Source organism: Rhodococcus sp. MEB032 (assembly GCF_030208925.1).
GTDB classification, from domain to species: domain Bacteria; phylum Actinomycetota; class Actinomycetes; order Mycobacteriales; family Mycobacteriaceae; genus Rhodococcus_F; species Rhodococcus_F qingshengii.
In genome coordinates, this window is the sequence record NZ_JARVSY010000016.1 from 71,157 (window position 1) to 83,693 (window position 12,537).

Below are 12,537 nucleotides of genomic sequence, written 5' to 3' on the forward strand. Positions count from 1 at the left end.
CACGAATTCGAGAGTGCAGACACGGAATCCGACCCGCACGGACTTCCGTTGCGAAATCGGTCGATGAACGCCCGACAAAAGTAGGAGAGACGAGGATCACACTTGCGGTGGGAACTCGCGAATGTGGACGCGCGCCTACTTGTGAGTAGGGCGAGTCGAGGGGGTCTTCGGTGCGTCTGTCGACGGCTGAAACCGCGTCCGTGACCGGAACAAGTTCTAGTTTCAAGTAATCATCGTTGAACTGCATGGAAGATCGGATTGTCGGGTTTGGTGAGCCTTGGCAGTGGGTAGCGGGCGCGGGTTTGACGGCCTGGAGTGGGTCGCCGAACCGACCTGTTGTTATCTCCCCGTGACCCGCCGGGCGTATCGCGGGCGCGGCACCACGATTTCCGGCGAATCGGGCACGATTGTCACGAAGCGGTCGACATCGTCGCGATCATTTCGTAACCTTCCTGAGACCTAACGAAGTCTTGCCGGACCAAACAGGACCGGCATCGTCAGGAACCGCCTAATCGGGATCTCCGCGAGGAACCCGAACCGGGAACCCAAGTTTCCACTGGGGTGAATCCCGCCTGGGGTGCAGCACGCAGGATCGCTGCAGACCACGCGGGTAGGGCTGATCTTCCCAGCCCGAACCCGTCAGCTAACTCGGTCGGCGGATGAATGGAAGAAATGGAGCACCCCTTAAGTGGCGTCACAGAGTTTCAAGCGTTCAGCGCAGTTGGCAGTAGCCGGCGCGCTCGCAGTCGGAGCATTCGCTGCAACCGCTGCACCTGCCTCGGCAGACCCCATCACCATCCCCGGCGTCGGCACGTTCGAGGTTCCGGGCGTTTCTATTCCTCAGTTGCCGGTCATTCCGGGCATCACCGACATCGCACCGGCTGCACCGGCCGCTCCCATCTCCAGTGTTGGTGAGCAGGCAGTTCGCGCCGCAGAGAGCAAGCTGGGCTCCCCGTACGTGTACGGCGCAGCCGGCCCGGACGCATTCGACTGCTCCGGTCTCGTTCAGTGGGCATACAAGCAGGCCGGTCTCAACCTGCCTCGCACGAGCTACGACCAGGCTGCAGCCGGCGTTGCCGTCGCACAGTCCGATCTTCAGGTCGGCGACGTGATCTCCTTCTACGGCGGATCGCATTCGGGCATCTACGCCGGTAACGGCAATGTCATCCACGCGTCGACCGCTGGTCAGCCCGTGAAGCTCGCTCCGGTGTCCTCGATGCCGTACGACGGCGCTCGCCGTTACTGATTTCTGAACACGCTCGACGGCTGTCTCCGGTAGGCAGTCGGAACGATCCGCCGCTGTGATGCGGCGGAGCTCGGGGGAGCTCCGGATCTTCGAATGTGGGCCTCGAATCTTCGATTCGGGGCCCACATTTTCGTTTCGCGACAATTCGCCCGGTACTTCACCCCGACACGCCTACCGGCGAGTAGACACAAACGTATGCCGTTCCGTAACCTTATCGAGACATTGCGCGGCCGAGACAGGTACTGTGGATAGTTGACAGCCAGCTAACAGATCGTCGACCGGCCCCGGTCGGCGTCGCTTCACCGAGACGGAGAGTTGCATTCCGTGGTTTCATCGAAAAACAACAGTCGAGTACGGGCCGCGTTGACAGTGGGAGTGCTGGCGTTCGGACTCGTTGCAGGGCCTTCGATGCAGGCCGGTGCCGACCCCGTCATCACCAACCCCACCGAGGCGCTCGACAAGCTCGGTGAACTCTCCCGGGTTTCCGAGCAGACCAACGAAGCGCTGCACAACGCGCAGATCGACCTCGACGCGAAGCTGGCAGTCGCGAATGATGCGGACGTGCGATCGGCAGCCGATCAGGGTCTTCTCGACGCGGCTTCGGCGCGCGTCGCCGAGTTCGCTCCGGCGGTAAACCGTATTGCCACAGCGAATTACCAGGGTGCGCGAACCAATCGCCTCTTTGCGTTGATGGTGAGCGACTCGCCGCAGCAGTTGCTCGACCAGATGTCTGCGCTCGACGTGATTTCCAACGACGCGGCAGTACAGGTCTCTCAGTTCAACCAAGCCACTGCCGATGCGCGTGCCGCCTCGGAAGCGTCGAAGCGATCGGCCGAAGAAGCGCGAACCGCCGCCGATCAAGCCCGCGCGCTCAGTGACGATTTGCAGCGCAAGCAGAGTGAACTGCAGACGCAGATCGCCGACGTGACCAAAGCCTTCCAGAATCTCACCGACGACGAACGTAACCAACTGAGCGGTACGCCTTTCCCGCCGGACGTCGATCTCAGCAAAATTCTGGCTAACTTGACCCCTGGCTCGGGTGCTGCTGCTCTGCAGGCAGGCCTCACGCGGATCGGTGACCCGTACGTCTGGGGCGCGACCGGCCCGAACGAGTTCGACTGCTCAGGTCTGGTGGTGTGGGCCTACAAGCAGATCGGAAAGACTCTGCCGCGATCGAGCCAAGCGCAGGCGCAGGGCGGTGTACCGGTGTCGAGGGACCAACTACAGCCCGGCGACGTCGTGACGTTCTACAGCGACAACTCGCATGTCGGCATCTACGCCGGCGACGGAAACATTCTGCATGCGTCGACGTTCGGCGTACCGGTGAAGGTCCAGTCGATGGCAGGCATGGAGTTCTCCACTGCGCGTCGTTACTGACGGCTTGCTGCGCCCGAGCGGCGTGTGGCCAGCCGCCGTGAAGCGTCGAGTCGAGTTCTCCTACACTCGGCACCGTGCCGACTGAACCGATGACGACGCCCGACGTCGGCGCAGATCGACCACGCCGTTGGGAGTATCCGGCCCTCGTGGCGCTCGGTGTAGCCGTGGTGCTCGTTCTGGGCCTGACGATCTTCCTGACGAACAGGTCCGATTCCGACGAAAATGCCGCCGCCGAACAGGACGCGGAACGCAGCGCTCAAGTCCAGAGCTTTCTCGATGCATGGGCCGCGGCTCAGATGTCCGACGATCCGTCGGGGCTGGCGAAGTTCGTCGACAGTGCCGCCGCACCCGGTGCGCTCGAGGCGGAAGTTCGACGAGCCACTGCAGCGGGAGCGCTCGAATTCTCCGACTGGGGATACGAGATTCCCAGCGGCGGCCTGACTCCGGCGCCGCGAACCGGTGCACCGGGCGGAGACGTCGAAGTATGGAATGCGCAAGTTCTGTTGCGGTACGCCCTCGACGGCGTCGACGCATTGCCCACGCGCAAGGCAGTGTCCATGACGCTCGCGAAACGCGGCGATCAGTGGTCGGTTCTTGCGGACGGGTCGATCGTCGGACTGGACGGCGCCCGAACGGCGGGCGAATCCTGGAACGGCCCCTGGGACTTCGGCCCGCTTGCCGTCGCCGAGAATTCTGCGGGTAACGCGCTGGTGATCGGCCACCCGGGTCAGCAGGCGTTCGTCGACGCTTTGGCTGCCGATGTGGACTCAGCCATCGAGAACACGACGCAGTTGTGGGGGCCGTGGTGGTCCGAGCGCGCGGTGCTCATGGTGGCGGGGTCCGCTGAGGAATTCACCGCACTGGTCGGCTCCCATCACGACGGCGCTTCGATTGCCGCAGTGTCGGTCGCGGATGCGACGGCGGACGGGTCATCCGACGTGAGTGGCCAGCGAGTGGTCTTCTCGCCTGCCGCGGCTTCGAGGTTGACCGACATCACCAGGCGAACGGTGTTGCGCCACGAACTGATGCACATAGCCGCCCGATCGAAAACCCGTGACGGGTCGCCGATGTGGGTATTGGAAGGGTTTGCCGAATACGCGGGAAACCGTGGATCCTCGCGGGCCTGGGGTGAGATCGCGCCGACTCTGGCGGCAGCGGTACGCTCCGGCGATACTCCGACCGAGTTTCCGGACGACACGCAGTTCAGCGGTGTACCGGTCGTGAGTTCACTGGCGTACGAATCGGCGTGGTCGATCAACGCGTATATCGCCGATCGATTCGGAGAAGCAAAGCTGACCGACCTCTTTCGCGCTCTCGCCTCCGGAAAGATGACGGCCGAAGACCTCGATTCGCGGATCCGAGCGGTCGTTGGCGTCGGAACCGAGGAACTGCGAGCCGGATGGGTCGACTGGACCAACAGCCATCTGGGCTGAGTAGTTCGCGGCTGGGTCGATTGCAGCGGCGAGGTGCCCTTCGCACGTTTGAAGCACCGAGTGCCCTACGGTGGACGGATGCGCCGGACCCTCTTGGTGACCAACGATTTTCCTCCTCGCCCCGGAGGTATCCAGTCTTATCTCCACACGTTCGCCGGGCATCTGCCGCCGGACAAGTTGGTGGTGTACGCACCGCGGTGGCGGGGCGACTCGCACAAGAAGTTCGATGCGGCACAGCCTTTCGAGGTCGTTCGGCACCCGACGACGCTGATGCTGCCGTCGCCTTTTGTCGCTCGTCGAGCCGCGAAGTTGGTCAAGAAGCACGACTGCGAGTCGGTCTGGTTCGGTGCGGCAGCACCGTTGGCGTTGTTGGCACCGGTTGTTCGACGCGCCGGAGCGAGCCGAGTGATCGCGAGTACTCACGGCCACGAGGTCGGATGGTCGATGATTGCCGGTGCGCGGCAGTCGTTGCGTGTGATCGGTGACCACACCGATGCGGTGACGTTCGTCAGCAAATACACCCGTGGGCGGTTCTCGGCGGCCTTCGGCCCGCAAGCGGCGCTCGAGCACCTTCCTTCCGGAGTGGACACGTCAGTGTTCCACCCGGACTCGGTCGCCCGCGCGGAACTGCGTAAGCGATACGGGCTGGGCGAGCGGCCCACGATCCTGTGCCTGTCGCGGCTCGTGCCACGCAAGGGGCAGGACATGCTCATCAAGGCGCTGCCGACCGTACGCAAGAGCATTGACGGGGCGGTACTGGTGATCGTCGGAGGTGGGCCGTACGAGGACCATCTCCGCCAATTGGCGCGTAAGACCGGGATGGACGATCACGTCGTCTTCACTGGCACGGTGCCCGCCGCAGAGTTGGCAGCGCACCACACGATCGCCGACGTGTTCGCCATGCCGTGCCGTACCCGAGGCGCCGGATTGGACGTCGAAGGACTGGGAATCGTCTACCTCGAGGCCTCGGCTACCGGTGTGCCGGTCATCGCCGGGCGCAGTGGTGGCGCTCCGGAAACGGTGCAGCAGAACAAGACCGGGCTCGTGGTCGACGGCACCTCTGTTCGCGACGTCGCCGAATCCGTGATCGAGGTGCTGTCCGATCGTGATCGCGCGGCCGCGATGGGAGCAGCCGGCCGGGCATGGGTTGCCGAAGACTGGAAGTGGGACACGCTCGCTTCGAAGCTGCGTAATCTCCTCGGCTGAGCTACCGGGACTCGAACGCGAACGGCCCGCACCGAATTCGGTGCGGGCCGTTCATGTCGGCACGTTCGTGTCGGCAGAGGACTGATCGGCGAAAGACTACTTGGCGTAGATCTTTTCGATGTCGGCGGCAAAGCTCTCGTGCACGACGTTGCGCTTGAGCTTCATCGTGGGCGTGAGTTCGCCTGTGTCCTCGGAGAAGTCGACCGGAAGAATGCGGAACTTCTTGATCGCCTCGGCGTGTGAGACGAGCTTGTTGGCCTCGTCGATGGCGTCCTGGATTTCGCCGACCAGTTCGCCGTCCGAAACCAGGTCGGCCGCTGTGGTTCCTGCGGCCTTGTTGTTGCGCTCGTTCCAGGCGGGGAGAGCTTCGGCGTCGATGGTGATGAGGGCGCCGATGAAAGGCTTCTGGTCGCCGACCACGATGGCCTGGCTGATCAGCGGGTGCGCGCGAAGGGAATCTTCGAGCTGAGCGGGGGAGACGTTCTTGCCGCCTGCCGTGACGATGATTTCCTTCTTGCGGCCGGTGATGGTGATGTAGCCGTCCTTGTCGACGGTGCCGAGGTCGCCGGTGTGGAACCAGCCGTTCTCGATCGACTCGGCGGTGGCCTTCTCGTTGCGCCAGTAGCCGGTGAAGACCACCGGTCCCGAGAGGAGGATTTCGCCGTCTTCTGCGATACGAACGGAGTTGCCGGCCAACGGCTTTCCGACAGAACCGACCTTCTGTGCGCCGATGGTGTTGACGGCGAAGGCCGCGGTGGTTTCGGTCAGTCCGTAGCCCTCGTAGATCGTGACGCCGATACCGCGGAAGAAGTGGCCGAGTCGAGCGCCCAGAGGTGCACCACCGGAAATGGCCAGCTGGCACTGCCCGCCGAGCGCTGCGCGCAGCTTCGAGTACACGAGCTTGTCGAAGAGAGCGTGCTTGGCCTTGAGAACGATGCCGGCGCCGCCCTTGTCCTGCGCCTCGCTCCACGCGACGGCGGTGTCTGCGGCCGCGTCGAAGATCTTTCCCTTGCCGTCGCCGTGCGCCTTGGCGCGTGCGCTGTTGTAGACCTTCTCGAACACGCGCGGCACCGAGAGGATGAAGTCGGGCTTGAACTCGCCGAACGTCGGAACGAGGTTCGGGATGTCACTCGTGTGCCCCAGCGCTGCACCGGCGTCGAACGACGCGATGCTGACTGCGCGAGCGAGAACGTGCGCGAGCGGCAAGAACATCAGCGTGCGGACGCCAGGAGTCTTGAGCAGCGTGCCGAGGTTGGAGTCGAGGATGCCCTTCGACTCGGCAATCAGGTTGGAGTGCGTCAGCTGGCAGCCCTTGGGTCGGCCCGTGGTGCCCGACGTGTAGATCAGGGTCGCGGGATCGGATGCCTTCAGTGCCGCGACGCGGGCGTGGACGTCCTCGTCGGAGATGTCGGCGCCCAGTGCGGTCAATTCCTCGACGACACCCTTACCGCCCGCCGCGGCATCGATCTGGTAGACCGTGCGCAGCGCGGGTGCGGCTGCAGCGACGTCCTTCACGGTCGCGGCGTGAGTGTCGTTCTCGACGATGAGGTCGATTGCTTCGGAGTCCTCGAGAATCCAACGAACCTGCTCGGCTGCGGAGGTTTCGTAGATCGGAACCGTCACGCCACCGGCTGCCCAGATGGCGTAGTCGACGAGCGGCCATTCGAAACGCGTCGCCGACATGAGGCCGACGCGGTCGCCCTGCTTGACGCCGATCGCGATGAGGCCCTTGGCGACGGCAGTCACCTGAGCGGCGAAATCGCCTGCAGTGACATCGACCCATGCATTTCCGACTTTGCGCTTGTAGACAACCGCCGCCGGCTTCGTCTTCGCGAAGGCGAAGACCGAGTCGACCGCGGAGGCATCCTCGGGAATGGTGAACGTCTGGGGTGCGCTGAACTCAGGCACGAAATACCTCCGACACTGCGAAATACTGACGAGTAGGGTTTTCGTCTCCTACTGTAGTCGCATGTCCGACGCAGTTGTGGCCAGGCTTACAGTCTGTCCGGTATGTAGTGTTGCGACACCCCTCGACGCTTCGCGGACGCGATATGTGAAGCTACTTCGGTGAGCAGCATTCAGGTCGCAGACCAGACTTTCATCGCCGCCCCGCCCGAGCGGGTCGCCGAACTGTTGTCCTCGCGCGCGCAGTGGCGTCGCTGGTTCAGTGATCTTGAGCTCGAAGTCCGGGAAGATCGCGGTCCCGCAGGATTCCGTTGGGGAGTGTCAGGTCAGCTGGTCGGCACCATGGAGGTGTGGCTCGAACCGGTCATGGACGGGACGATCGCGCACTACTTCCTGCACTGTGAGCCGGTCGGCGTATCGCCGTCCGATCTGGCGACCCTCGACCTCGCCGGGATGAACCGCAAGCGTCGGGTCGATGGCAAGGTCATGTCGTTCCAGCTCAAACGCGAACTCGAAGCGGGACGTGCCGCCGGAGTAGCACCGGACTGATAATCGAAGCACTGCACGTTGTGCAGGTTCTGGACTTTTGACGAAGGAAGGTAGCGCAGTCGTATGGCCGAGAAGACCAAGGGGTTGATCAGCATCGACGCTCCTGCCGACGCCGTGATGGACGTCATCGCCGATTTCGAGCGGTACCCCGAGTGGGTGGCCGCGGCGAAGTCCGTCGAGGTGACGGCGCCGGGACAGGGCGGCCGCGCGGACCGAGTACGTTTCGTCCTCGACGCGGGGATGGTGAAGGACACCTACGAACTGCAGTATTCGTGGGCACCGGACGGTATGGCGGTGAGTTGGGAGCTGATCTCGGGCGAGATTCAGAAGTCCCAATTCGGTTCGTACACACTCGAGCCCGGCCCGAACGGCACCACGTCGGTCACCTACGAGTTGACGGTCGACCTGACGATTCCGATGATCGGACTGTTCAAGCGCAAGGCCGAGAAGATCATCACCGACACAGCTCTGAAGGAACTGAAGAAGCGAGTCGAGGGCTGAGTGCCGGAGCAACGATCGCGCGTCCAACTGTTCGTCGGTAAAGGCGGAGTAGGCACGACGACGCTTGCCGCAGCGACTGCTGTGTCGGCTGCGACCGATGGGGCGAGAGTGCTGCTCGTGTCGATCGATCAGGCAGGTTCTCTTGCAGACGTCCTGGGCGTGCCGAATCCGCGAACGACCACATCTCTCACCGAGCGTCTCGACGTCCGGCAACTCGACACGTCAGCGCTCCTCGAGGACAAGTTCCGAGGATTGTCGGGGTTGATCGACGCTGCAGGAACTTTCGGAGCGGGAGATCACGAACACGGTTCGTCGTTCGAGGGCTTGGAACCGGAAGAGTTGACGGGATCCCTGGGCATCCAAGACATGCTCGGGCTCGCCGAGATCGTCGACTTCTCGGACAGCGGCGACTACGACGTCGTGATCGTGGACTGTCCGGCCGCAGCCGAAGCGCTGCGGATACTCGGCTCGCCGTCGATGGTGTCGGAGTATCTCGAGCGATTGTGGCCGCGGCACAGGCGGATGGTCGCTGTGACAGGTACGGACATGCGGCTGCTCCTGCTCGTGTCCGTCGTCGAACGCGTGCTCGCGTCGGTGGATCGGATCGCGGTTCACCTCTCGGATCGGGAGAACACCGGCGTGCGTGTGGTGACGTCGGCCGACGGCGTGTCGGTCGCGGCGACTCGTCGGACGTTGTCCGGGCTGGCTCTGGCCGGGTTGCGAGTTGACGGGATTGTGGTCAACAACCTTGTCCCGCAGTTCAACTCGTCCGCCGGAAAGGGTGTCGACGATTCACCGGCGGCGCAGTGGCTCGCGTCGATCCGGGCGGCTCAGGCACTCGTCGTGGACGAACTGCGTGGATCAACCGATGGAATGTCCGTCACAACGGTCGAACGCGCTTGCGCCGAACCGGTAGGGTTGGCCGCTCTGGGCGAGATCGCGGCCACGTTCGAGGGTGGAACGGGCACGGATTCGGGCACCGTCGGTACCGCGGACAACATCGTGGTGTCGTTGGAGTCCGGGACCGGAGTCGATTCGGTGTACGTGATGCGGATGTACCTTCCGCTCGTGGATCCGTCGTCGTTGTCGTTGGGCCGGGTGGAGGACGATGTGCTGGTGGGAGCAGACGGCGTACGACGCAGAGTTCGTTTGGCGTCGGTGCTGCGTCGTTGTGTCGTGAACGGGGCGGAGTTGGACGGCAGTTACCTGATCATCCGGTTCAGCCCGGATCCCGCGGTGTGGCCGGTATGAGCGAAGAGCACGAGCGCCTCGTCGCGGAGTTTCGCGCGCTGGCGGAAACCGTTCTGACGCGCCTGGAACCGGTGCTGCAGAAGGCCGCAGCAGCGACGGCCGACGTTGCGAGTGACTCGGCGTCCACGGACACGCAGCCGGTGTTCACCGGCTGCAGCTGGTGTCCGGTGTGCGCCCTCGCCGCACTGGTTCGCGGTGAGCACCACGAACTGTTGGCATTCCTCGCGGGTCAAGCAGCAGCATTCCTTGCGTTGCTTCGTGAGATTCTCGACGAGTTTCTCGGGGGGCCGTCAGGCCCCGATCGTGGACCCGAAGGCGGTCCGACGACGCCAGGTGCGGAGCGAACTCGCACGGCGGCATTTGTCCCGATCAACGTGACGGTCAAGGACTGACTCAGTACCCCGGGTAGAGCGAACGGCCCGAGATGAGCACAATCGACACAATGGTCACCGACGCACGAGGCACCGATTCAGGGTGCGCACTCCAGCGGACGCCGCTCGCGCGGGAATCGTCGCGATGAGCGCGCGCCGCTTGAAAGCGGTCTCCGACTCCACCATGGACGACATCTTGACGGTCGGCATCGACGTCGGCGGGACGAGTATCAGGGCCTCCGTCGTGGACGTCGACGGACAAGTGCTCGAGATGATTCAAGCCCCGACCCCGCAGTCGGCCAGGGCACTCGAAGACGGTCTCGATCGCGTCGTGCGCGAATTGGTCACCAGGCACGAGGTATCGGCCGTGGGGTTGGCGGTCGCCGGCTTCATCACCTCCGATCGAAGCTCGGTTCGGTTCGCTCCGCACTTGCCGTGGGTGGACGCGCCGGTCGGAAGTGACTTGAGCAAGCGGCTCGGCTTGCCGGTCGTTCTCGAACACGACGCCAATGCGGCGGCGTTCGCGGAGCACCGATTCGGCGCGGCCGCAGGTGGCCGCAATGTCGTGATGGTGGCGATCGGGACCGGAATCGGTGGAGCGCTGCTGATCAACGGTGAGCTGTACCGGGGGAGTCACGGAGTCGCTCCCGAACTGGGCCACATCCAGGTCGTTCCGGGCGGGCGTCAGTGCGCGTGTGGCAAACGTGGGTGTTGGGAGCGCTATTGCAGCGGAACGGCGCTCGTCGACACGGCAATCGAACTGCTTGCCGCCGACCCGGCCGCGTCGACGGTCCTGGCGCGTGAGGTAGCGGTGGATCCTGGTTCGCTCACCGGTCGCCGGATCGCCAACGCCGCGCAGGACGGTGACCCACTCGCGCTGGCAACGATCGCCGAGTTCACCCGTTGGCTGGCCGTGGGTCTGGCCATGGTCGGTGACGTCTACGATCCCGATCTGGTCGTGATCGCCGGCGGCGTCGCGAGTTCTGCCCCACTGTTTCTCGACGACGCCCGCGAGCAATACGCGACATTGTTGACCGGGGCGAAGCACCGCCCACTGGCCCGCATCCGTTCCGCTCAGCTGGGCGAAGCTGCGGGCATGGTCGGCGCCGCCGCTTTGGCCCGATCGGTAGTGCCTCAGGATCTCGGTGGGGTCGACGGCGCTGGAACCACGTCTGCCGGACTGTGATCGGGTCGATCCTGCAGGGGCGTGTGTAGCGGGGGTTACCGGTCGGCAGTAAGGTCGTACTCAGCGAAATTCAGCTGTGAATGGGAGGGACGCCGTGTGGTATTGGCTCTTCAAGTATGTGTTGCTGGGGCCGATTCTCTGGCTGCTCGGGCGTCCGACGGTCAAGGGTCACGAGAACATTCCGACTGACGGGGCGGCCATTCTGGCCAGCAATCACCAGGCGGTTCTGGACTCGTTCTACCTTCCGCTTCGCGTCAACCGCCGCATCACGTTCCTTGCCAAGAGTGAGTACTTCACCGGTTCCGGTCTGAAGGGCGCTTTCCAGAAGTGGTTCTTCACCGCGGTCGGTCAGGTCCCCATCGACCGAACCGGTGCAGACGCGGCGCAGGATGCACTCAACGCCGGTCTCAAGGTCCTCGGTTCGGGCAGCCTGCTGGGTATCTACCCCGAGGGGACGCGCTCGCCTGACGGTCGCCTCTACAAAGGCAAGACCGGAATGGCGCGCCTCGCACTTGAATCGGGCGTCAAGGTGATCCCGGTAGCGATGGTCGGCACCGACAAGATGAATCCGATCGGCTCACGGATGTGGCGTCCCGCCAAGGTCACCGTGATCGTCGGCGAACCCATCGATTTCTCCCGCTTCGAAGGCATGGGCGGAAACCGCTTCGTCGAGCGCGCTGTGACCGACGAGGTGATGTACAAGTTGATGAAACTCTCCGGCCAGGAGTACGTGGACATCTACGCGGCGAGCCTCAAGAACCAGGCGCCCACGAAACCCGAAGCTGCCGTCGACGTTCCGGCGGAAGGCAGCGAGTCGGTTGTCGATCTCGTGGCCTCGGCCGAGTCGAAGGAATCCGCGAAGACCGACAAGGATTCGCTCCCGGACGCACAAGCCAGCTAGAGATTTCCCACACCGGCCGCACGCGCATTGGCTCCAGAGCCTGCGCGTGCGGCATAGTTTTCGGACGTGCGCTACTTCTACGACTGTGAATTCATCGAAGACGGTCGAACCATCGATCTCGTGTCCATCGGCGTTGTCTGTGAGGACGGCCGAGAGTACTACGCGGTTTCGACGGAGTTCGATCCCGCCCGTGCAGGTAGTTGGGTGCGCAAGAACGTGCTGCCGAAGTTGCCGCAGCCTTCGTCGCCGCTGTGGAAATCACGCGAGAAGATCCGCGACGATCTTCTGAAATTCTTCGTTCCGCGGCCGATGGTGGTTCCGGAGCTCTGGGCGTGGGTCGCCGCCTACGACCACGTCGCGCTGTGCCAGTTGTGGGGCGACATGACGGAACTACCGCAGTCGATGCCGCGGTACACCCGCGAACTCCGACAGTTCTGGGAAGACAACGGCAGTCCTGCCCTCCCGTCGGCGCCCGCCGACGCACACGACGCACTTGCCGACGCCAGGCACAACCTCGTGAAGTTCGACGCCATTTCGGCTGCACGGTCACTTCGCTGACCCAGGTTTCGGTGCGCGGGAAGTGTTCCGATTGGGCTGCGATCGAGAGCCTG

The 12,537-nt window shown here is 63.9% G+C and carries 12 protein-coding genes and 1 riboswitch; of the genes, 11 read left to right on the plus strand and 1 reads right to left on the minus strand.

The features are described from left to right. Positions 1–495 precede the first annotated feature (495 nt). A riboswitch (cyclic di-AMP (ydaO/yuaA leader) is annotated at positions 496–674 on the plus strand. 14 nt (positions 675–688) lie between these two features. From QRN54_RS18150 to QRN54_RS18165, 4 genes are all read left to right on the plus strand, one after another. Further along, entirely contained in the window at positions 689–1,246 is a 558-nt protein-coding gene (locus QRN54_RS18150; RefSeq protein WP_003941754.1) for a C40 family peptidase, read from the plus strand. 324 nt (positions 1,247–1,570) lie between these two features. Beyond that, positions 1,571–2,623, plus strand: a complete 1,053-nt coding sequence (locus QRN54_RS18155; protein ID WP_003941704.1) for a C40 family peptidase — start codon at positions 1,571–1,573, stop codon at positions 2,621–2,623. 74 nt (positions 2,624–2,697) lie between these two features. Then, complete coding sequence (locus QRN54_RS18160) at positions 2,698–4,056, plus strand: peptidase MA family metallohydrolase (RefSeq protein WP_285182731.1); 1,359 nt, start codon at positions 2,698–2,700, stop codon at positions 4,054–4,056. Positions 4,057–4,134: 78 nt separating this feature from the next. Then, positions 4,135–5,262 carry a glycosyltransferase family 4 protein gene (locus tag QRN54_RS18165; RefSeq protein WP_285182732.1) on the plus strand — a complete coding sequence of 376 codons (1,128 nt, stop codon included), beginning with the start codon at positions 4,135–4,137 and terminating at the stop codon, positions 5,260–5,262. Between the two features lie 96 nt (positions 5,263–5,358). On the opposite strand, the gene QRN54_RS18170 is transcribed toward QRN54_RS18165, so the two are convergent. After that, a complete protein-coding gene (locus QRN54_RS18170) occupies positions 5,359–7,170 on the minus strand; it encodes an AMP-dependent synthetase/ligase (protein ID WP_047887999.1) in 1,812 nt (603 codons plus the stop codon). 159 nt (positions 7,171–7,329) lie between these two features. Between QRN54_RS18170 and QRN54_RS18175 the strand changes: the two genes are divergently transcribed. The 7 genes from QRN54_RS18175 (at position 7,330) to QRN54_RS18205 (ending at position 12,484) form a co-directional block, all read left to right on the plus strand. Further along, positions 7,330–7,716 (plus strand): SRPBCC family protein, encoded by a 387-nt coding sequence (locus QRN54_RS18175; RefSeq protein ID WP_003941776.1) that lies wholly within the window; start codon positions 7,330–7,332, stop codon positions 7,714–7,716. Between the two features lie 63 nt (positions 7,717–7,779). Then, entirely contained in the window at positions 7,780–8,217 is a 438-nt protein-coding gene (locus QRN54_RS18180; protein WP_003941701.1) for an SRPBCC family protein, read from the plus strand. Then, on the plus strand, positions 8,218–9,468 hold the full coding sequence (locus QRN54_RS18185) for an ArsA family ATPase (RefSeq protein ID WP_285182733.1): 1,251 nt from the start codon (positions 8,218–8,220) through the stop codon (positions 9,466–9,468). Then, positions 9,465–9,860: a hypothetical protein gene (locus QRN54_RS18190; RefSeq protein ID WP_007730069.1), complete on the plus strand. Its 396-nt coding sequence runs from the start codon at positions 9,465–9,467 to the stop codon at positions 9,858–9,860. Before QRN54_RS18185 ends, QRN54_RS18190 begins: the two co-directional genes overlap by 4 nt. Before the next feature lie 124 nt (positions 9,861–9,984). Beyond that, on the plus strand, positions 9,985–11,025 hold the full coding sequence (locus tag QRN54_RS18195) for an ROK family protein (RefSeq protein WP_020969875.1): 1,041 nt from the start codon (positions 9,985–9,987) through the stop codon (positions 11,023–11,025). Positions 11,026–11,119: 94 nt separating this feature from the next. Then, a complete protein-coding gene (locus QRN54_RS18200; RefSeq protein ID WP_047270098.1) occupies positions 11,120–11,926 on the plus strand; it encodes a lysophospholipid acyltransferase family protein in 807 nt (268 codons plus the stop codon). A gap of 66 nt (positions 11,927–11,992) precedes the next feature. Further along, positions 11,993–12,484 carry a polyadenylate-specific 3'-exoribonuclease AS gene (locus tag QRN54_RS18205; RefSeq protein ID WP_003941683.1) on the plus strand — a complete coding sequence of 164 codons (492 nt, stop codon included), beginning with the start codon at positions 11,993–11,995 and terminating at the stop codon, positions 12,482–12,484. Positions 12,485–12,537: the final 53 nt, after the last annotated feature.

What these genes read in the sequence shown, in the direction of transcription:
- QRN54_RS18165 (WP_285182732.1), top strand. Translation starts at nt 4,135, where the DNA reads ATGCGCCGGACCCTCTTGGTGACCAACGATTTTCCTCCTCGCCCCGGA.
- QRN54_RS18180 (WP_003941701.1), top strand. Translation starts at nt 7,780, where the DNA reads ATGGCCGAGAAGACCAAGGGGTTGATCAGCATCGACGCTCCTGCCGAC.
- QRN54_RS18190 (WP_007730069.1), top strand. Translation starts at nt 9,465, where the DNA reads ATGAGCGAAGAGCACGAGCGCCTCGTCGCGGAGTTTCGCGCGCTGGCG.
- QRN54_RS18195 (WP_020969875.1), top strand. Translation starts at nt 9,985, where the DNA reads ATGAGCGCGCGCCGCTTGAAAGCGGTCTCCGACTCCACCATGGACGAC.